This is a genomic window from Sinorhizobium americanum, from assembly GCF_001651855.1.
GTDB lineage: Bacteria > Pseudomonadota > Alphaproteobacteria > Rhizobiales > Rhizobiaceae > Sinorhizobium > Sinorhizobium americanum.
The window spans coordinates 1-21259 of record NZ_LNQC01000036.1; the positions used below are offsets into that span (position 1 = coordinate 1).

The 21259-nt window shown below is 63.9% G+C and carries 11 protein-coding genes; 5 read left to right on the forward strand and 6 right to left on the reverse strand.

All coding sequences use genetic code 11. From position 1 onward, the window contains the following. Positions 1-85: biotin carboxylase N-terminal domain-containing protein (locus ATC00_RS34010; protein WP_412458376.1), on the reverse strand; the 85-nt coding region annotated here is incomplete at its 3' end. A gap of 183 nt (positions 86-268) precedes the next feature. Beyond that, a complete protein-coding gene (locus tag ATC00_RS02390; protein WP_037390409.1) occupies positions 269-1009 on the reverse strand; it encodes a helix-turn-helix transcriptional regulator in 741 nt (246 codons plus the stop codon). A gap of 368 nt (positions 1010-1377) precedes the next feature. Between ATC00_RS02390 and ATC00_RS02395 the strand changes: the two genes are divergently transcribed. Next, entirely contained in the window at positions 1378-3135 is a 1758-nt protein-coding gene (locus tag ATC00_RS02395; RefSeq protein WP_064251850.1) for a glucan ABC transporter ATP-binding protein/ permease, read from the forward strand. 94 nt (positions 3136-3229) lie between these two features. On the opposite strand, the gene ATC00_RS02400 is transcribed toward ATC00_RS02395, so the two are convergent. The 4 genes from ATC00_RS02400 to ATC00_RS02415 form a co-directional block, all read right to left on the reverse strand. Then, the gene (locus ATC00_RS02400; protein ID WP_327289284.1) at positions 3230-4060 is read right to left on the reverse strand and encodes a carbon-nitrogen hydrolase family protein; all 831 of its coding nucleotides are present in this window, start codon (positions 4058-4060) and stop codon (positions 3230-3232) included. Between the two features lie 100 nt (positions 4061-4160). Continuing rightward, a complete protein-coding gene (locus ATC00_RS02405; protein ID WP_064251851.1) occupies positions 4161-5315 on the reverse strand; it encodes an OpgC family protein in 1155 nt (384 codons plus the stop codon). Between the two features lie 201 nt (positions 5316-5516). Further along, the gene (ndvB, locus tag ATC00_RS02410; protein WP_412458375.1) at positions 5517-14015 is read right to left on the reverse strand and encodes a cyclic beta-(1,2)-glucan synthase; all 8499 of its coding nucleotides are present in this window, start codon (positions 14013-14015) and stop codon (positions 5517-5519) included. A gap of 457 nt (positions 14016-14472) precedes the next feature. Further along, on the reverse strand, positions 14473-15366 hold the full coding sequence (locus ATC00_RS02415) for a LysR family transcriptional regulator (RefSeq protein ID WP_064251853.1): 894 nt from the start codon (positions 15364-15366) through the stop codon (positions 14473-14475). Between the two features lie 113 nt (positions 15367-15479). Here ATC00_RS02415 and hglS point away from each other — a divergent pair, with 113 nt between their 5' ends. Genes hglS through ATC00_RS02435 form a run of 4 tightly spaced genes read left to right on the forward strand, consistent with a single transcriptional unit; the run spans position 15480 to position 21147 of the window. Then, on the forward strand, positions 15480-16880 hold the full coding sequence (hglS, locus tag ATC00_RS02420; protein WP_064251854.1) for a 2-oxoadipate dioxygenase/decarboxylase HglS: 1401 nt from the start codon (positions 15480-15482) through the stop codon (positions 16878-16880). Between the two features lie 13 nt (positions 16881-16893). Then, on the forward strand, positions 16894-18315 hold the full coding sequence (locus tag ATC00_RS02425) for an FAD-binding oxidoreductase (protein ID WP_064251855.1): 1422 nt from the start codon (positions 16894-16896) through the stop codon (positions 18313-18315). Positions 18316-18362: 47 nt separating this feature from the next. After that, positions 18363-19895 (forward strand): L-piperidine-6-carboxylate dehydrogenase, encoded by a 1533-nt coding sequence (gene amaB / locus ATC00_RS02430; protein WP_064251856.1) that lies wholly within the window; start codon positions 18363-18365, stop codon positions 19893-19895. 19 nt (positions 19896-19914) lie between these two features. After that, the gene (locus ATC00_RS02435) at positions 19915-21147 is read left to right on the forward strand and encodes a pyridoxal phosphate-dependent aminotransferase (RefSeq protein WP_064251857.1); all 1233 of its coding nucleotides are present in this window, start codon (positions 19915-19917) and stop codon (positions 21145-21147) included. Positions 21148-21259: the final 112 nt, after the last annotated feature.

The window sequence follows — 21259 nt, forward strand, 5'->3', positions numbered from 1 at the left end:
TTTTAAGCCCCAGCTCATTGGCCGCGCGGAAGACGCGGATGGCGATTTCGGAACGGTTGGCAACAAGGATCTTCGATATGGACAAGTCGGACTCCTCATAGACTTGGAAACGCGGGAATGCTGCACCCGCGAAAAGAACTATTAGCGAGTCAAGGAATGAAGTGCAATTTCAGATGCGACACGAAGCCTAACCCATTGGGTCATGGGTGAGCTCCGGGTCGTCTCGTCTGTTACAGAAGGAGTCTGGCGCGGCGTTTTTTGGGTTAAGCTAGGAAATCAGCCCGAGCCGGAAGGCGATGGCAACCGCGTGATGGCGGTTCTTCGCCTTCAGCTTTTCCTGGATGCCGTTCATGTACCAGTCGACCGTGTGGCTGGAAATGTCGAGCACCTTGCCGATGTCGTTGGAGGTCATGCCATCGGCGAGATAATTGAGCGCCTCCATTTCGCGCCGGGTCATCTGCACTTCGACGCGCGAGACGAGCTCCGCCATGATCTCCGGATCGGTGAGCTCGAGCAGTTTCCAGAACAGCCGCTTGGCGATCGCATCGAAGAGGCTCAATTCCACCGGGCTCAGATCGACCACCCGGCCGCCGACCGTCAGGTTGCCCATCAGTCCGCGCCGGCCGTGTACGGGGAAGATGTAGCCGTCGAAAAGCCCGTGATTGCGCGCCTCGACCATCATGCTTTCCATGCGCTTGCGGTGCGGGTCGGAGCGGAAGGCAACGAGCGTGTCGCGCCAGCGGAAGCCGCGCTGGGCGTGGCCGAGATAGCGGATCGTCGGGTCGATGACGACGTATTTCTTGCGGATGTAGATCTGCGGCCAGCCCTCGGGCCACCGGCCGGCGAGCAGCAACCGCAGCGGGTTCTCGTGCGGTTTGGGCTGGCGCACCACGCCGTAGAAATCGAAGCCGCAGCGATCGAGCAGCCGTTCGAACTCGGGGAGGATTTCCTCGCGTGTCTTCATCTCCTCCAGAAGCGCCAGAAACTGTACGAGCAACGTTATATTCATGGAACACCTTGTGGTCGGATCGGACAGCGAGCGCTTGCGAATTCTTCTATGAACGCGCCGTTCAGAAGCCATTCATGTTGCAACCGCGATAATTCTTCTTATCACGCCCGGTCCTGTACGAAACCTGCAAAAAATCGGAGTCGTGGCAAGAGATTGCGAACGATGGATCGTCCACCAATTCCTCCCTTGGAAGCGGATGATCAAGCCGTCTGAATTGCCCGCTCCGCGTTTTCCGCAGGTTTTTATCAGGGCCGTCTCGCGCGGCTTTGTCGGTCTAACAGGGCAATCCTGCGTTGATCGGCAAGGGCGCAACGCATTGCCGCAGGACTGTTGCGGCAGAAAATCCGATGCCCAGAAGGGGTGAGACAGTGTCTTTATTCCAGGTGTATGCAAGAGCGCTTCAGTATCTTGCTGTCCACAAATTTCGTGTCGGGGCGATTGTCATCGCCAATATCGTCTTGGCTGTCATCACGATCGCCGAACCTATCCTCTTCGGCCGCATCATCGACGCGATCTCCACGCAGAAGGACGTCGCGCCGATGCTGCTCATGTGGGCCGGCTTCGGCGTCTTCAACACGATCGCCTTCGTGCTCGTCTCCCGCGAGGCCGACCGCCTTGCCCATGGCCGCCGGGCGACGCTGCTGACGGAAGCCTTCGGCCGGATCGTCTCCATGCCGCTCTCATGGCATAGCCAGCGCGGCACCTCCAATGCGCTGCACACGCTGCTGCGTGCCTGCGAGACTCTCTTCGGCCTGTGGCTCGAATTCATGCGCCAGCACCTTGCGACCGCGGTGGCGCTCGTCCTGCTGGTGCCGACCGCCTTCGCCATGGACGTCCGCCTGTCGATGGTCCTCGTCGTGCTCGGCGCCGCCTATGTGCTGATCAGCAAGGCCGTGATGAACCGGACGAAGGACGGTCAGGCGTCTGTCGAGAACCACTATCACACCGTCTTCTCGCACGTCTCCGACTCGATCAGCAACGTCTCGGTGGTTCACAGCTACAACCGTATCGAAGCGGAAACGCGCGAACTGAAGAAGTTCGCCGAGCGGCTGCTCTCTGCGCAGTATCCGGTGCTCGACTGGTGGGCGCTGGCAAGTGCGCTCAACCGCATCGCCTCGACCATCTCCATGATGGCGATCCTGGTCATCGGCACCATCCTGGTGCAGCGCGGCGAACTCGGCGTCGGCCAGGTTATTGCCTTCATCGGCTTCGCCAACCTGCTGATCGGCCGTCTCGACCAGATGAAAGCCTTCGTGACGCAGATCTTCGAGGCGCGCGCCAAGCTCGAGGACTTCTACAAGCTCGAAGATTCGGTGCGCGAACGCGATGAACCGGCCGGCGCCAAGGAACTCACCCGCGTCGTCGGCGAAGTCGAGTTCCGCGACATCTCCTTCGACTTCGCCAATTCCGCTCAAGGCGTGCGCAACGTCTCGTTCACGGCCAAGGCCGGCCAGACGGTGGCGATCGTCGGCCCGACCGGTGCCGGCAAGACGACGCTCGTCAACCTGCTGCAGCGGATCCATGAGCCGAAGCACGGTCAGATCCTGATCGACGGCGTCGACATCTCGACGGTGACGCGCAAGTCGCTGCGCCGCTCGATCGCCACCGTCTTCCAGGATGCCGGCCTGATGAACCGCTCGATCGGCGACAACATCCGGCTCGGCCGTGAAGACGCCACGCTGGAAGAGATCATGGCCGCCGCCGAGGCTGCCGCCGCGAGCGACTTCATCGAAGACCGCCTCAACGGCTACGACACGCTCGTCGGCGAGCGCGGCAACCGGCTTTCGGGCGGCGAACGCCAGCGGATCGCCATTGCCCGCGCCATCCTCAAGAACGCACCGATCCTGGTGCTCGACGAGGCGACCAGCGCGCTCGACGTGGAAACCGAGGCGCGCGTCAAGGAAGCGATCGATGCGCTGCGCAAGGACCGCACGACCTTCATCATCGCCCACCGGCTGTCGACGGTGCGCGAGGCCGACCTGGTGATCTTCATGGATCACGGCCGGATCGTCGAGATGGGCGGCTTCAGCGAACTCAGCCAGAGCAACGGCCGTTTCGCCGCCCTGCTGCGCGCCAGCGGCATCCTGACGGACGAGGATGTCCGCAAGAGCCTGACGGCGGCGTGACCTTACTGCCTTCCACGAACAGATGCCCCGGAGCTTTCCGGGGCATTTTCATTTGAGCGTCGCGGGAGGCGACGTGCTTCTCGCCCGCGCGAGGTTAATAGCCGCTCCTGTCGACACTTCGCGGGTCGTCCACCAGCTTTTCCCGGTAAATGTCTCCCTGCCTTGCTTTGGCACGCCAGGGACGGGCCCTTTGAAGCGGAATTTCGTAAGCAGGATCTGCCCGATCGAGCATTGCTACCGCGAGGCTCGGCTCAAGCGCCTCCGAGCCTCGACTGATCCATCGCCCATCGGGGCCGATCACCCCACCGGCGCCCTCGTGGGCAGCTTGCGCTGGCGTCGCCGCTGCTACCCAAACGCAGTTCAGCCCCGCATGCGCCTGCAGCGCGATCTGAAAGTGTGGGGGAATGCCATAGGAGGAAAATAGAACCGCATCGACACCAAGACGCTCGTACTCGGCGAATATCTCCGGAAATTGCGACTCGATGCACACCGCGCAGCCGAAACGATAATCATCGACCTGGAACGTGACCGGCTGCAGTCCTGGCGTATACCAGCCGCCAAGCTCACTGCTCGACAGATATCTCTTATCGTATCTCGTCAGCAGCTTCCCATCGTCCGCAAACACGTAGAGGCTGTTGTGCGGTGGGTAGCTTCCGGAGAGCCGATGCGCAGCACCGACGACAGCAAAGATGCGGACTTGCCTGCAGACTTCGGCGATGCTCCGAAGCTCGATTTCCTGTCGATCCCAATCGAAGTCCCGCCATCGACCCGGACTTCCTATTTGGGCCTTCCCGTAGCCCGACAGCGCGCCTTCGCAGAAGCTGATCAGCCGCGCGCCTTGGAGCGCCGCGCTCCTGATCATCTCGCCTATTGCAGTTGCGTTTAGCGAAATCGCCGCCGACACGGGCGTCTGCGCCGTGGCCACTTTCAAGGAATGAGCCCTCCACATCCGCGAACCGATGAATCCTCGGACGCATCTTAAGTCACATCGAACTCATGCAAATCGGCCCGATCCGGAGGCGCGCTTATGCTGCCCTCAGCGGCTTCGCCACGGCCACCTCCTTCAGCCAGTCGAGGTAGTAGGCATAGACGAAGTGCAGCCCGACGCCGGCGACGACGAAGAGGGAGCCGATGACCGGGTTCTTGCCGGTGACGAAGAGCAGCACCTGTCCCGCCATGGCGAGGATCGTTCCGAAGATGAAGACCGGCAGGGAATTGCGGCCGATCATCACCAGCGGATGATTGGCATCGAGCCGCGTCAGCCGGCTGACGAGCGGAGTGATTGCCAGTAGATAGGCGAGCGCCAGCACGTGCAGCAGCCGCGTCAGCGACAGGAAGGTCTTGTCGAAGCCGGTCAGCACCGCCGGCAAGCCGAAGGAAAAGTCGATGTTCCACCAGGAAAACAGCACCCAGGCGGCCGATATCAGCAGATAGGCGGCGGAAGGCGCGATCAGCCACCAGCTTCGCGGCAGGCTGCCGCCGCGGCGCACATGAGTCATCGCGATGATGCCGATCACGAACAGGAACTGCCAGGACCACGGATTGAGGAACCAGTAGCCCTCGTCGAGGAAATTGTAAGGCACCAGCTTGAAGCAGCCGGCGGCCAGCCAAAGTGTTGCCGAGAGGCCGAACAGCAATCGCGGGCTGACGGCATTCAGCCAGAGCATCCCGGGCAGCATCAGGAACAGCACCGCATACATCGACAGGATGTTGTTGTAGCCGAGCTGGTGGCCGAGCAGCACCATGGCGACGATGCCCTGCTCTGCTTGGTCGACGATCGGACGGATGTTGATCTCGCCGATCAGGTCCTGACGGCCAAAATAAAGGGCGCCACCGGCGAAGATCGCCAGCGTCACCACGCTCGTCATGATATGCGCGACGTAGAGCGTCAGCGCCCGCCGCCACACCTTCAAGGTCAGGGCCAACCGCGCGCCCGCCACGAACCGGCCGCCATAGGCGACATCGACCGAGAGGCCGGAGATCAGAACGAAGGCCTCTGCCGAGTCGGAAAAGCCGATGTTCTTGTGGGTGAGGTATTCGAGATACTGGCCCGGAACGTGGTTGATGAAGATCGTCAACAGGCAGAGCGCTCTAAAGACGTCGAGGCGTGTGTCGCGCCCTGTCGTGACCGGGGCGGTTCCGATCCGGTCTATGCCGCCCCAAGAAGTCTTTTGCAGCATGCGGTCCTTATCCGGAATTTGGCGCCCCGCCCCACCCCTTGTTGAAACCGGACGCCGCCACCCTCAAAGGGTGCTCTGCAGCGTCGATGAAAACCGCGCTCCAAAATTCGGCGCGCGCGCGCGCTTCGAAATTGGCGCAAAGAAAAACCGGCCTCGCACGTTCGGTACAAAGCCGGTTCCTCTTCGATTCAATTCCGGCGCTTACAGCAAAATGCCTTCATGCGCGTTTTTTGTGACACTATTATTGACGCTGACGGTCAACTCACCGGTTTTTTTGTCGCGGCTGACGGAAATCCGGTGCGTGGCGCCATTCAACCGGACCTCGGCGGAATAGCCATCCCACTCAACCGGCAGCACCGGCTGGATCGCCAGCCTTTCGCCGCGCTGGCGAATGCCGAGGATGCCTTCGACGCCGGCGCGGTAGAGCCAGCCGGCAGAACCCGTATACCAGGTCCAGCCGCCGCGGCCGGCAATCGCGCCCTCGCCATAGATGTCGGCGGCGACGACATAGGGTTCGACGCGGTAATGTTCGGCGTCGTCGCGACTGCGCGCATGCGATATCGGGTTCAGCATCTGGAAGGCACGCCAGGCTTCCTCCGGCCGCCCCTGGGCGGCGAAGGCCAGCACGACCCAGGTGGCCGCATGGGTATATTGGCCGCCATTCTCGCGCACGCCGGGTGGATAGGACTTGATGTAGCCGGGATCCTGCTTGGTCTTTTCGAGCGGCGGCGTGAACAGCCGGACGACGCGCTTTTCCGGATCGACGAGTTCCGCCAACACCGCGTCCATGGCGCGCCTGGAGCGCTCCGCATCACCCTCGCCCGAAAGCGTGCTCCACGATTGTGCGATCGAATCGATCCGGCACTCGTTGTTTTCCGCGGAGCCGAGCGGCGTGCCGTCGTCATAATAGCCGCGGCGATAATAGTCGCCGTCCCAGCCGGCCTCCTCCAGCGACCGCTTGACGATCTCGAGATGCGTCTCCCAGCGCGCCATTCGGGCTTCGTCCTTGCGCTCGCGCGCATGGGGCAGGAAGGCGCGCAGGGCGCCCGCGAGGAACCAGCCGAGCCAGACGCTCGTACCCTCGCCGGCCTCGCCGACGCGGTTCATGCCGTCATTCCAGTCGCCGCCAAGGATCAGCGGCAGGCCGTTGGCTCCGGTCCGCTTGATGGCGAGATCGAGCGCGCGAGCGCAATGCTCGTAAATGTCGGCAACCTCGTCGGCGATTTCCGGCGTGTAGAAGCTGTCGTGCTGTCCCTCCTCGAGCGCCGGCCCGACAATGAAGGGCAGTCTCTCGTCGAGAATGTCCTTCGTGCCGGTGACAGTGCAGTAATGCGCGACTGCATAGGCGAGCCAGACGACGTCGTCCGAAATCATCGTGCGGACGCCGGCGCCGGAGCCCGGCAGCCACCAATGCTGCACGTCGCCTTCGACGAACTGCCGGGAGGCGGCGTTCAGCACTTGCGCCCGCGCCAGTTCCGGCCGGTGCGTGAGGAAGGCGAGCGTATCCTGCAATTGATCGCGGAAGCCGAAGGCGCCGCTCGCCTGGTAGAAGGCCGAGCGTGCCATGATCCGGCAGCCGAGGCTCTGGTACGGGAGCCAATAATTGACCATATGGTTGAAGGCCCGGTCAGGTGTCTCCACCTTCACGACGCCGGTGAACTCGCTCCAAAAGGCCTTTGACACCTCCAGCGCCGGGTCGAAGGAACCGGCACGCAATTCTCCGAGAATTCCGTCCACCTGGTCTTTGCTGTCGGCATCGCCGAGGAAGAAGGTGATCTGCCGCTCGGCGCCCGGCTCGATGGTGAGATCCGTCGCAAGCGCGGCGCAGGGATCGCCGTCCACCTCCGTCGCCCCGGAAAGCTCGGCGCCAGAGAGCACGGCCTGCGCGGCAAGGATTGCGCCGCTCCGGCCGAGGAACTCGCGGCGGCTCGCCGTATAGCTCGCCGTCACGCCGTCTATGGCGAAGAATGCCGTTCGACCGGCAAAATCAATGCTGTAGGGATTGGTCGCGAGAAGCGCCTTCGAAGCATCCTGCCATTCGCTGAGCACGAAAGGCGCGGTGCGGCTGCGATTGTTGCCGAGCACCCACTCGGCATAGCCGTAGATGCGCAGCTTGCGGGTTGCCGAACCGCGGTTCACGATCGACAGCCGGACGAGCTTGGCCGGCAGCGACCGGTGCACGGTGTGCGCCGCTTCGATCTCGAGGTCATCCTGCTTGCTTCTGAAGAGCGTATAGCCAAGGCCATGGCGCGCCTCGAAAATCGCCGACTTGCGCCGCGAGAGCGAAGCGTAGGGCGTCAGCACCGAACCGCTGGACATATCGCGGATGAAGATCGCCTCGCCCGGACGGTTGACGACGGCGTCGTTGGTCCAGGGGGTCAGCTGGTAATCGCGCGAGTTTCGGCTCCAGGAGAAGCTTGCCCCTTCGGCCGAGACGTGGAAACCGAAGACCTCGTTGGAAATGACGTTGATCCACGGATGAGGTGTCGCTTCGCCGCCGCGCAGCCGCACGACATATTCGCGGCCGTCGTCCGCAAAGCCGCCGAAGCCGTTCCAGAATTCGAGATCGTCGCCCGAGACGACCGCCTCCCGTTCCCCGACTCCATCCTGAATCACCGGCAGCAGCATGTGCGGCTGCTCCTTCGCCTCTTCCACAGGCCTTGCGTAGAGGGAGGCGGCCCGGGCGATCTGGTCGGTGATCGTGCCGTTTCGGGCGTGGAAGACGGCGCGCGACGCCGAGATCAGCGTCGACCAGGTCTCCGGCTCCATCAGGTCGCGCCTGACCGCGAAGATGTGCTGGCGCGGGCCGTCCGAGAGGCCGCGCAGCCTCAGGTTCTCGCACATCGAATCGAGCGTATGCTGCAGGTCCTGCGCATAGGAGGAGGCGCGCTCGTTGATCACCACCAGATCTGCGGTGATGCCGCGGGCCCGTAAATATTCCTGCGCGCGAAGCGCCTCACGGGCGATGCCGAGGTCACCGTCGTCATTGATCCTCAGGCAGAAGATCGGGAAATCGCCGGAGATCGCCAGCGGCCAGAGCGCCGCCTGGGAGGCGAGGCCGCCCTTGACGCTCGCCGAGTCGGCGCGAAGGTGCATGTCCGGATAGACGAGATAGCGGCCGAGCATCTGGAAGCTCGCCGCCTCCTTCGAGCTGATCCCGACATGGCGCATCTGCACCTGGCTGCGGGTCCAGGCATGGATGAGTTCGTGATTGAAGGTTTCCGGGTGGCGATAGCGGTCGATCGCCCGGTCGACCGCTTCCCGGTCCGGGGCGGCGATCGTCCAGAAGATGACGCTCACCTTCTTGCCGGCCGGAACCCTGACGATGCGCCGGAGCGCCACGATCGGATCGAGCGTATAGCCGTCCGTGCCAGACAGGCTCACGCCCGGGTCGAAGGCAGCGGCCTCCGACAAAGTGCGGCCCTGGCCGAGGAAGCGGCGACGGTCGGTTTCCGCTTGGGTGTGGCGCTCGCTGCCGGCATTGTCGGTGATGAGATGGGCGACCTCGATATCGGGATCGCCGGGACCGCGCTTGTTGCGCGAAATCCGGATGACGTCGCCCTGCCGGCTGATCTCGGTGCGGATGAACATCTTAGAGAAGGCCGGATGCGAGCTGTCGGCGTCGTCAAACGCCAGCACCGGCTCGGCATAGGAGGTGACCTCGATGAACCGGTCTTCCGTGCCGGTGTTGAGCAGGATTACCCGGCGGCCTTCCGCATCGTGTTCGGTGGCGACGATGCATTCCACCTCGCTCGTCAGATCGCCGACGGTCTTGACGAATTCGGCCTTGTCGTCGCCGAAGCGAGTCAGCGTCTTCTCGCCCTCGATGCGGCGCGGCTCGGCAGTGGCCGACCACCACTCCCCGGACACCGTATCGCGCAGGAAAATGAACGTTCCAGTCCTGTCTTCCACCGGATCCGGTCTCCAACGGGTGACGGCCTGGCCGTTCCAGCGTGCATAGCCGGCGCCGTTCGCCGTCAGCATGATCGAATAGTGGCCGTTCGAAAGGAAAACCGTCTCGCGGTCCTGCGACAGCGGGTCCTCGATGACCCGGACTTCCGGACGCAGCAGGTCGGCCTGGCCCTTGCCGAGCGATTCCGGCTCGCGCTTGGCAGCCATCACCGGAATGTCGCGCGGCGCCTTCTCCTGCAGCAGCAGTTCGGCCGCCTCGATGACCGGATCGGCGTGGAACCATTCGCGCAACTGTCCAGTGAAGACGACGTTCGCGACCGCGGCGATCGACATGCCATGGTGGTGGGCATAGTAGTTGCGCACGACGGCGCATTTCTGCCCTTCGGGCACCCGCGTCGGCGTGAAATCCACCGCATCATGGTAGCCATAGGCGCCCAGCGCCCCGACTTCCCGCAGTCTCTGCAGATTGGCGAGCGCCGACTTCGGATCATACATGCAGGCGAGAATCGACGCATAGGGCGCGATCACGGCGTTCTGGCCGAGACCGCGTTTGAGACCAAGCGTCGGCACCCCGAAATTGGTGTACTGGTAGGTCAGCTCGTGGTCGCGCGCGTTGAACGCAGCCTCGGAGATGCCCCAGGGGGTTCCGAGGCGCCGGCCATGGTTGATCTGCTCCTGCACCACCAGATTGTTCGTCTGGTTGAGGATGCCGCCTTGGCGCTCCTGCATGACCAGCGGCGGCATCAGATATTCGAACATCGAGCCGGACCAGGAGACGAGCGCGCCGCGCGCACCAATCGGCACGATCGGGCGTCCGAGCTTGTACCAGTGCTCGGTCGGCAGGTCGCCCTTGGCGATCGCAAACAGGCTGGTCAGCCGCGCTTCCGAGGCCAAAAGGTCGTAGCAGGCCTCGTCGAGCTCGTTGGCGTTCACCCGGTAACCGATCGACAGCAGCCGCCGCTCCGGCCGGAACAGGAAGCTGAAATCCATCGAGAAGGCGATGTCGCGGGCCCGGTCCTTCAGCACCAGCAGGCGCTGGCGCAGCGAATCGATCGCACCGAGATCGAAGACGCCGTCTGCAATGTGCGCCTCACAGGTGGCCACCAGCGAACCCGCCCATTTTGTCACTTCGCCGCTTTGGGCGCTGCGCACCTCATGGTCGAGATTGAGGGTGAGCTTGTGCATGTCGCGGGCAAGCACCGCCAGGTTGATGACCCGGATCGAGGCGAACTCGTGCTCGCGTTTGACCGCGGCAAGCGCGTTCTGGAAACCGGCGATGCGCTCTTCGATCAGCCGCCTGAGGGGACGCACGGTCTTACGGTCGTCCGGCAGCTCGTTCAGCACTTCGGCGAGAATCGCGGCGACGTCGCCGATCCCGTCGAGATTGCCCTGGACATGGGCGGACGGCGCCTCGGCCCACTCGCGGCACATGGACGAGACCGCGATCAGGTGACCGGCGAGATTGCCGCTGTCGACCGACGAGATATAGCGCGGCTCCATCGTTTCGAGTCCGCGCGTCCGGTACCAGTTGAAGAGGTGGCCGCGGTATTTGGGCATGCGATCGATCGTCGCGATCGTCTGCTCAAGCCGGGTGATAGTCTCCTCGAAGCCGATCCAGCCGAAGGAGCGCGCCGACATGGCCGAGAGCAGATAGACGCCGATATTCGTCGGCGAGGTGCGTTCCGCCAGAACCGGTTGCGGTGTTTCCTGGAAATTATCCGGCGGCAAAAAATTCTGCTCGGCGGTGACGAAGCTCTCGAAATAGCGCCAGGTGCGCCGGGCGATCTTGCGCATCTCGTCGATCGCCTCGTCGGAGACGACGAGCTGGTCTTCGGTTTCCGCCGACTGGCTGACGAACCAAGCGACCGCCGGCGACGCCGCCCAGACGAGGGCAAAGGGAATGCCAATGAAGGGCAGCCCGGTGTCGGAAATGGCGGCGAGCGCCAGCGAGACGAGGGAGAGTGCCGGCGCCGTCCACATGGCGCGGAAATAGTCGCCGATCGAGCCATGGCCGGCGCTCTGGACCTGCGCGGCCGTGCGCCACTCGAGCATCAGCTTGCGACTGAGGAAGGTGCGGTAGAGCGAGCGGACGATCGCGTCCGCCATCATCGCCGCATTGTGGGCGATGAAGACGATGCGCAGGGCAACCTGAGCATTGGCGGCACGGATGTCGGAAAGCACCGTGTGGATGTGGGCGCGGGCGACGATATCGTTGCGGCGCGGCATGATGCCGTTGATGAGCGACAGCGTCGGCGCGACGAAAAGGCTGAAGATCAGCACGATCTGCCAGATCAGCGCATCCGCCGGCTCCATGTAGTACCAGCCCATAACGGAGGCGGCGAGCCAGGCGACGGGGATCAGCGACCGGCGCAGGTTGTCGTACATCTTCCAACGGCCGAGCATGGAGAGCCCGTTCGCCAGGCTGAAGATGTAAGGCAGGAGCTGCCAGTCGCCACGTGCCCAGCGGTGCTGGCGCGACATTTCCACCTCGTAACGGGTCGGAAAGTCCTCGACGAGCTCGATATCCGTCACCAGAGCGCAGCGCGCATAGGAACCCTCGAGCAGGTCGTGGCTGAGCACCGCATTTTCCTCGATGCGGCCCTTGAGCGCGGCTTCGAACGCATCAACGTGGTAGAGGCCCTTGCCGGTGAAGCTGCCTTCATCGGTGATGTCCTGGTAGACGTCGGAGACGGTGAAGATATAGGGATCGATGCCGCGGTTGATCGAGTAGATGCGCTGGAAGGCCGAGGCCTCGCTGCCCGTCGTCAGCGACGGCGTCACGCGTGGCTGCAGCAGGCTGTAACCGGCGACGACCTTCTGGCTATGGGGATCCACGACCGGCCGGTTGATCGGGTGGTAGAGTTTGCCGACCAGCTTCGTCACCGCGTCGCGCATCAGGCGTGTGTCGGAATCGAGGGTCATGACATATTGCACGCCCTCCGGCACGGCGTTGGCGCCCTGAAGGAACGAGGTGTCGCGGTCGCCGCGCAATAGCAGGTTGAGCTCGTGCAGCTTGCCGCGCTTGCGCTCCCAGCCCATCCAGGCGCCTTCGGCCCCGTTGTAGAGCCGGCGGCGGTGCAGGAGGAAGAAGCGGGTCCTGCCGTCATAGGCGTAGCGGGCCGAGAGCGCCGCGACCTCGCGCTTGGCATATTCCAGCACGTCCGAATCGGCGGGCGTCTCCTCGAACTTGCTGTCGGCCCAGTCGCTCAACAGCGCGAAATAGATTTCGCCGCGCGGGTTGGCGAGATAGTGGACCTCGAGATTGCGCACCAGTTCATCGACATGGTCGCGCTTGGCAATCAGGCACGGTACCACGACGAGCGTGCGGGCGTCCTCGGGTATGCCGTCGAGGAATTCGTAGCCGACGAGCCGCGACGGTTTGACGAAGAGCGTGACGAGCGTGTTGAACAGGCCCATCGCGCCCTCGGAGGCCGGCAGCGCGAAAAGCAGCAGCATGATCAGCTTGGCGCCGCTCGGAATGTCCATCGGGCTGACAAAGGAATAGACGGCGATCATCGCCAGGATGGTCAGAAGAATGTTCGGGCCGGCGATCGCAAACCAGTCCAGCTTGCGCACCAGACGGATCATCCGCTGCAGCACCGACGGCGAATAGCCGATCCGCCTCTCGAGATCCTTGCGGCGTTTGCCGACCAGGAACGCACCGACATTCGGCTCATGCAGCGGCGCCTCGACCGCGGCGGCGGCCCTCGCCTCCTCGACCATCTCGATCGCGGTCTCGGTGACCTCGTGCTCGCTGTAGCCGGACCGGCGGGCGAGCTTTTCAATCGTATCGCGATACTTGTTGCGCGAGCCGAAATCGAGCGCCGAATAGTCGGAACCTTCGCGCAGCGTCGCGTCGATCTTGCTGACGCTCTCGAACCAGACAGCCCAGTCGGTGTCGTCGATTTCGCGCAGGCCACGAATGATGTTGCTCATCGTCGCATTGCCCGACGAGAGGCGGTTCTGCTCGGCGACCAGCGCCTCCTCGACGTCGGTGCCGCGGCGCTCCAGCCGCTCCTCGATCCAGGCGATGACCGCGCCCGAGGTCTGCGACCCATCGCGCATGCGGTAGAGGAGCTGGGCGATGAACGTATTGTCGGCGGCGAGCGCTTCCGAGTCCGCCAGCAGCGCCCGGCATCGATCCGGATCGCCGAGACGGATGATCTGGTCGGCCACCTCGTTCGCCTTCCGCCGCATGCCGCGTGAGCGTTCGACGCGGATCGCGATGCGTCTGAGGTTTTCGATGAGCACGAAGCGAAGGATCGAGGGCAACGCCCACAACTCGCCGATCTTTAAGGTCTCATGCTCCTGGAAGCCTTCCACCATCGCGGTGACGGTCTCCCGCGAAACCGTGCTGTGCGTGTGGGCTACAAAGAGCCAGGCAAGCGCCATGGTGCGCGGTATGGTCGTGCCGGAAACCGACAGCGTCGGCAATTGGCGGTAGAATTTGCGCGGAAAGTCGCGTCGGACCTCCTGGATCGCTTCCTCGACGACGTGGTGATTGTCGAGCAGCCATTCGGCGGCAGGCGTGATCGAGGCGCCGGCTTCGACATCAGCCGCCGTCGCCCGGTAGACGCGGAAGATTTCCTTTTCATTCTCCCGGTGCCTGGTGCGGAACTCGAAGGGAAAGAACCCCGGCAGGGAGGAAACGCCGCTCAACGCAAGCTCGGCCCCGCATGCCCTGAGGTCGTCGATCGAGAAATAGGTCGAACGGATCGAATCGTTGTAATCGATTTGCTTCGCTTCCGGTTCGCGCGGTGTGTTGGACGACGTGGTTTGTTGCAGCATGGGAATGGATTCTTGTTCCAACCGGGGTTGATGGGCCCGGTTCTCGTTGATCTGCCGAATTGGCTGCGGCCCTGAAGATGCAGGCGGCGCCGGCGCGTTTCTAGACACGGTCATGTGCCCCCCCATCCGCCCTCGTCATCCCGGGGCCGGGTACCCGCGGAAGCAGGCGCCGGCCGGGGCCTGGGGCTTAGAGATCGCGCCGACGGCGCGTTGGATGTCACGGCCGCGTGATGCATGAAAGTGGCATTTTTTAGCCGTAGTACCAGCGGCTTGCAAGGATTGCGAGCACCGCCTCGGACGATTTGCGCGGGACGGCCGCGGCAACAATGCGGCGCGGCGGCGCGCTTCCGCTGGCTCGATGAATACCTCCCTCAAGTCCGGCCCCTTCCTGGTATGTGGCAGCGCGCAATCCCAAGTAGGAGCGACGGAAAGGCTGCCTTCCACCCTCCCGGCTGCGTCAGGCGACCTGCTCGCTGATCCATTCCCGGAAGGCGCGGCTGATCGGGTTTTCCAGTTTGCCTTCCGGCACGACGAGATAATAGCTGTTTTCCGTCTGCATCGGTCGATCGAGTACAATCCGCAGCGTGCCTGCGGCGAGTTCCTGCTCGATCAGATAACGGGGCAAAAGGGCAAAACCGAGACCTGCGGTCGCTGCTTCGATGACCATCGAGAATTGGTCGAAGCGGTTGCCCCGATAGGCACCGTGACTGTCGATGCCGTTCGCATCGAACCATTGCGCCCAGAGCTTCGGCCGTGTCGCCAGATGAAGCAGCGGGCCGCCGCCGATGTCTTCCGGCGCCTCGACCGAATTCGCGGCGAGAAGCGTCGGATTTGCGACCGGCACGATGACCTCGCTGCAGAGATAGCTGCAGGTGGCCCGCGCCCAGACCGGCTGGCCGTAGTGGATCGCCAGGTCGAAATTCTGCTCGTCGAAATCGAACGGCGCCGAGCGCGAGGCGATGTTCAGGACCGTGCCGGGGTAGCGCCTCAGGAAATCGGGCAGGCGCGGCACCAGCCAGCGGCTCCCGAAGGTCGGCAGCGAGGCGACCGAAAGGCTCGAATCGGCCCGCGCCGAGGCCATGGCGCGCACCATCAACTCCTCGGTCTGGTGAAGCAGGCGGCGAACCTCCGGCAGGAATTTCTGGCCTGCATCCGAGAGAATGACCCGCTGGCGGACGCGCTCGAAGAGCAGCACGCCCAGCTGTGTTTCGAGATCCTTGATCTGCCGGCTGACGGCGCTTTGGGTGAGATTGAGCTCGGCCGCGGCCTGGGTGAAGCTGCCGTGGCGCGCGGCGCATTCGAAGGCCTGCAGCGTCGTCACGTCGGGAACCAGTCGTCGGCTTAACTTCATTCCGGCCTCGCATCAACATAGTCGGAAGCAACGCGATCAAAGCCCGTCATCTTCCGATATGATCAGAATTAAGAATGATCTTGTCCGTCACCCTTAGCGCGAGGCGAGCCCCAGTGAAAGAGAATAGTTTCGTGTCCGCCGACGACATCCGCTCGGCCTTTTCCGCCGCGATGTCGGCGATGTACCGCGACGAGGTTCCCGCCTACGGGACGCTGATGGAGCTGGTGGCGAAGGTCAATGCCGACACGCTCTCGGCCGATGCGGTCCTCAAGGAGCGCCTGAAAGTGACCGATACGCTCGACCGCATCTCCGAGGAGCGCCACGGGGCGATCCGCCTCGGGACCTCGGCGGAGCTCTCGATGATGCGCCGCGTCTTCGCAGTGATGGGTATGTATCCGGTCGGTTACTACGACCTTTCCACCGCCGGTGTTCCGGTGCACTCGACCGCCTTCCGCCCGGTCGGCGAGGCATCGTTGAAGCGCAATCCGTTCCGTGTCTTCACCTCGCTGCTGCGGCTGGACCTGATCGCCGACGAGAGGCTGCGCGCCGAGGCGGCCGCGATCCTCAAGGAGCGCCGGATCTTCACACCCACTGCGGTGGAACTCACCGAAAAGGCCGAGCGCGACGGCGGGCTCGACAAGGCGGATGCCGAGCGTTTCGTGGCGCAAGTGCTGGAGACCTTCCGCTGGCACGACAGGGCCAATGTCGGCGCCGACATGTACAAGCGCCTGCATGACGCCCACCGGCTGATTGCCGACGTCGTCTCCTTCAAGGGGCCACATATCAACCACCTGACGCCGCGCACCCTCGACATCGACCGCGTGCAGGCGCTGATGCCGGAATACAGCATTGCCCCGAAGGCCGTCGTCGAAGGGCCGCCGACCCGCCATTGCCCGATCCTGCTCCGCCAGACCTCCTTCAAGGCACTCGAGGAAGCGGTTTCCTTCCGCGACGCCGACGGCGGCTGGAAAGCCGGCTCCCATACCGCCCGCTTCGGCGAGATAGAACAGCGCGGCATCGCCCTGACCCCCAAGGGCCGCGGCCTCTACGACCGGCTGCTCGACGAATCGCGTCGCATCGTGCGCCCCGCCGCTGACGGCTCTAACGCCCGGGATTATGAAGTGGCGCTCGCCAGCGCATTCAAGGGCTTTCCGGACAACTGGGCGGAAATCCGTGAGGCAGGGCTCGGCTATTTCAGCTATTCTCTGACCGAGAAGGGCCGGCGGACGACGCTTCCCGGCCGCCGCGACCTCGACGGACTCATCGCCGACGGCCTCGTCCAGTTCGATCCGATCGTCTACGAGGACTTCCTTCCGGTCAGCGCCGCCGGTATCTTCCAGTCGAACCTCGGCGACGGCGGGCAGCAGGAATTCGTCGCAAGCCCGAACCAGAAGCGCTTCGAGACGGATCTCGGCGCCGCCGTCCTCGATGAGTTCGCTCACTATGCCGGCATTGAAAAGGCATCGATCGAGGCCTGCCTCAAGGCCCTGACCGCCGCCGTGGCCGCCGAATGACGATAGGTCGAGGATGATTGAACGGGACCAGATAGACGCACTCGTGCACCTCCTCGGTGACAAGGGCGTCGTTGCGCGCCAGCAGGACATGCAAGGTTACGAGCTAGGTGCGCGCTACGACCGAGGTCGCGCCGCCGCCGTTTTGCGTCCAACGACGACGGCCGAGGTTTCCGCCGTCGTCTCCTATTGCGTGCGCAACGGCATCGCCCTCGTCCCGCAAGCCGGCAATACCGGCCTCGTCTCCGGCTCGACACCCGACGGTTCCGGCACTGAAATGGTGCTCAGCCTCGATCGGCTGACCCGCCGTTTCGAGCTCGACCTCGACAATCGCTCGGTCCGTGTCGATGCCGGCTTCCGTCTTTCCGATCTCAACAGGAAGCTCGAGGAGCACGACCTGTTCTTCCCGATCGACCTCGGCGCCGATCCGCGTCTCGGCGGCATGATCGCCACCAACACCGGCGGTTCGCGTTTCCTGAAATATGGCGACGTCCGCCGCAACACACTGGGGCTGAAAGTTGTGCTTGCCGACGGGGCCGGCACGGTGCTCGACCTCGACTCGGACCTGCGCAAGAACAATACCGGCGTCGACTGGAAACAGATCTTCATCGGCACCTCCGGCGCCTTCGGCATCGTCACCGAATGCGTGCTCAATCTCGAACGGCTGCCGAAGCAGGCGGCGACCGCCTTCCTGGTGCCGGCGAGCGGCGCGCAGGTGCTGCCGCTCTTGAACGCGATGGAGGAGCGGCTCGGCGCCTACCTCTCGGCATTCGAGGGCATGTCGGAAAACGCCATCGCCGCCGCTTTCGCGCATGTGCCGTCGCTCAAGAATCCGTTCCAGGGCGGCAAAATTCCCGACTACGTCATCCTTGCGGAAATCTCCCGCACCTGGGCGCCGCGCGAGGGCGAGCAACCGCTCGATGCAGTTCTCGAAACTGCGCTGGCGGAAATATGGGAGCTGGAGGAAGCGCCGCTCGCCGACGCCTTGATCGGGCCGCCGCACGAGACCTGGGCTCTGCGCCACGCGCTTTCGGAGGGGGTAAAGCACCTCGGCAAGCTGATCGCCTTCGATCTGTCCTTCCGCCGGGGTGACATCATGGCCTTCTGCGACCATATGAAGGCGGAAATGCCGGAGAAATTTGCCGGCGTGACGGTCTGCGACTTCGGCCATATCGGCGACGGCGGCGTCCACTTCAACCTGGTCGTCGCGAAAGATAGCCCGCTATTGGCTGATCCGAACTTCGAGCAGCGCCTGCGCGAATGGGTCTTCACCGTCGCGGTCGAACAGTACCGAGGCAGCTTCAGCGCAGAGCATGCGATCGGCCGCCGCAACCAGGCAATTTACGATTTCTACACGCCGGAAAAACTGAAAGAGATGGCCGCTGGCCTGAAGACGATCACTTCGCCGGGCAAGCTCGGCAGCGTGCGCTTCGGCTAGGTCGCCGCGCAGCCCGCGCCAACAAGGAAAACACGGGAGTTAGACAGATGAACATTGCAGCAAAGAACACCGACGTCGCAAAGGAGGCAGCCGCCCTCCTCGACAAGATGGGCGTCGCGAAAGAACTGTATACCGGCGGTGACATGCCCTCCTACAGCCCGGTCACCGGCGAGCAGATCGCCAGCCTCAAGACCGTTTCGGCCGCCGAAGCCGCCCGCAAGATCGAGAAGGCCGACGAGGCCTTCCGTGCCTGGCGCCTGGTGCCGGCGCCGAAGCGCGGCGAGCTCGTTCGTCTGCTCGGTGAGGAGCTGCGCGCCTTCAAGGCCGACCTCGGCCGCCTCGTCTCGCTCGAGGCCGGCAAGATCCCGTCGGAAGGTCTCGGCGAAGTGCAGGAGATGATCGACATCTGCGATTTCGCCGTCGGCCTTTCCCGCCAGCTCTACGGCCTGACGATCGCCACCGAGCGTCCGGGCCACCGCATGATGGAAACCTGGCATCCGCTCGGTGTCGTCGGCATCATCTCGGCCTTCAACTTCCCGGTCGCCGTCTGGTCGTGGAATGCCGCACTGGCGCTCGTCTGCGGCAACGCCGTCGTCTGGAAGCCGTCCGAAAAGACGCCACTCACCGCCCTTGCATCGCAAGCTATTCTCGAACGCGCCCTCGCCCGCTTCGGCGATGCGCCGGAGGGCCTCTCGGAGGTGCTGATCGGCGACCGTTCGATCGGCGAGGTACTCGTCGACCATCCGAAGGTGCCGCTGGTCTCGGCAACCGGCTCCACCCGCATGGGCCGTGAGGTCGGTCCGCGGCTTGCCAAGCGCTTCGCCCGCTCGATCCTCGAGCTCGGCGGCAACAATGGCGGCATCGTCTGCCCCTCAGCCGATCTCGACATGGCGCTGCGCGCCATCGCCTTCGGCGCCATGGGCACCGCCGGCCAGCGCTGCACGACACTGCGCCGCCTCTTCGTGCATGAGAGCGTCTATGACGAGCTCGTGCCGCGGCTGAAGAAGGCCTACGCGTCGGTCTCCGTCGGCAACCCGCTGGAATCGACCGCGCTGGTCGGCCCGCTCGTCGACAGGGCCGCCTTCGATAACATGCAGAAGGCGATTGCCGAGGCGAGGGCCGAGGGCGGCGCGGTAACCGGCGGCGAACGCGTCGAGCTTGGCTACGAGAACGGCTACTACGTCAAGCCGGCGCTCGTCGAAATGCCGAAGCAGGCGGGCCCCGTGCTCGAAGAGACCTTCGCGCCGATCCTCTATGTCATGAAGTACAGCGACTTCGACGCGGCGATCGCCGATCACAATTCGGTCGCGGCAGGCCTCTCGTCGTCGGTCTTCACCCGCGACATGCAGGAATCCGAGCGCTTCCTCGCGGCCGACGGCTCCGACTGCGGCATCGCCAATGTGAATATCGGCACGTCCGGCGCGGAAATCGGCGGCGCCTTTGGCGGCGAGAAGGAAACCGGCGGCGGCCGCGAATCCGGCTCCGACGCCTGGAAGGCCTATATGCGCCGCGCCACCAACACGGTGAACTATTCGAAGGCTCTGCCGCTGGCGCAGGGCGTGTCGTTTGACATCGAATAATCATCGCACAGGATCGGTCATGACCATCAATGCAACGGTCAAGGAGGCGGGCTTTCTGCCCGCCTCGCGGATTGCCTCGATCGGCGTTTCGGAAATCCTGAAGATCGGCGCGCGTGCCAGCGCCATGAAACGTGAAGGCAAGCCGGTGATCATCCTCGGCGCCGGCGAGCCCGATTTCGACACGCCGGACCACGTGAAAGAAGCTGCCTCAGAAGCGATCCGGCGCGGCGAGACGAAATACACGGCCCTCGACGGCTCGCCGCAATTGAAGAAGGCGATCCGCGAAAAGTTCCAGCGCGAGAACGGCCTCGTCTACGAGCTCGACGAGATCACGGTTGCGACCGGCGCTAAGCAGATCCTCTTCAACGCCATGATGGCGTCGATCAACCCCGGCGACGAGGTGATCATCCCGACGCCCTACTGGACCTCCTATTCGGACATCGTGCAGATCTGCGAGGGCAAGCCGGTGTCGATCGCCTGCGATCAATCGTCGGGTTTCCGCCTGACAGCGGAAAAGCTCGAAGCGGCGATCACGCCGAAGACCCGCTGGGTACTGCTCAACTCGCCTTCGAACCCGTCCGGTGCCGCTTACAGCGCAGCCGACTACCGGCCGCTGCTCGACGTTCTGCTCAAGCACCCGCATGTCTGGCTGCTCGTCGACGACATGTACGAGCACATCGTCTATGACGGCTTCCGCTTCGTCACCCCCGCCCAACTCGAACCTCGGCTGAAAGACCGCACGCTGACCGTCAACGGGGTGTCAAAGGCCTATGCGATGACCGGCTGGCGGATCGGCTATGCCGGCGGCCCGCCCGCCCTCATCAAGGCGATGGCCGTCGTCCAGAGCCAGGCGACCTCCTGCCCGTCCTCCGTGAGCCAGGCGGCCTCCGTTGCGGCGCTGACCGGTCCACAGGATTTCCTGAAGGAACGCACCGCGAGCTTTCAGCGCCGCCGCGATCTCGTCGTCAGCGGTCTGAACGCCATCGACGGCCTCGATTGCCGCGTGCCGGAAGGCGCCTTCTACACCTTCGCCGGCTGCGCCGGCATGCTCGGCCGGGTGACGCCCTCCGGTAAGCGGATCGAGACCGATGGGGATTTCTGCGCCTATCTGCTCGACGACGCCCACGTCGCCGTGGTCCCCGGCTCGGCCTTCGGCCTCTCGCCCTTCTTCCGCATCTCCTACGCGACCTCGGAGGCGGAGCTGAAGGCGGCACTCACCCGCATTGCCGCTGCCTGTGCGCGGCTTTCTTAAGTCTGGTGAGTACGGGTCGTAAGACCCCTCCCCAACCCCTCCCCACAGGTGGGAGGGGCTTAACCTGCGGCACTCACTTCGCCTCGCTTGCATCGTTGCAGCAGGGTCGAGC

Coding starts and splice junctions, on each gene's coding strand:
- ATC00_RS02390 (WP_037390409.1), bottom strand. CDS start 1,009: ATGAATATAACGTTGCTCGTACAGTTTCTGGCGCTTCTGGAGGAGATG.
- ATC00_RS02405 (WP_064251851.1), bottom strand. CDS start 5,315: ATGCTGCAAAAGACTTCTTGGGGCGGCATAGACCGGATCGGAACCGCC.
- ndvB (WP_412458375.1), bottom strand. CDS start 14,015: ATGCTGCAACAAACCACGTCGTCCAACACACCGCGCGAACCGGAAGCG.
- ATC00_RS02415 (WP_064251853.1), bottom strand. CDS start 15,366: ATGAAGTTAAGCCGACGACTGGTTCCCGACGTGACGACGCTGCAGGCC.
- ATC00_RS02425 (WP_064251855.1), top strand. CDS start 16,894: ATGATTGAACGGGACCAGATAGACGCACTCGTGCACCTCCTCGGTGAC.
- amaB (WP_064251856.1), top strand. CDS start 18,363: ATGAACATTGCAGCAAAGAACACCGACGTCGCAAAGGAGGCAGCCGCC.
- ATC00_RS02435 (WP_064251857.1), top strand. CDS start 19,915: ATGACCATCAATGCAACGGTCAAGGAGGCGGGCTTTCTGCCCGCCTCG.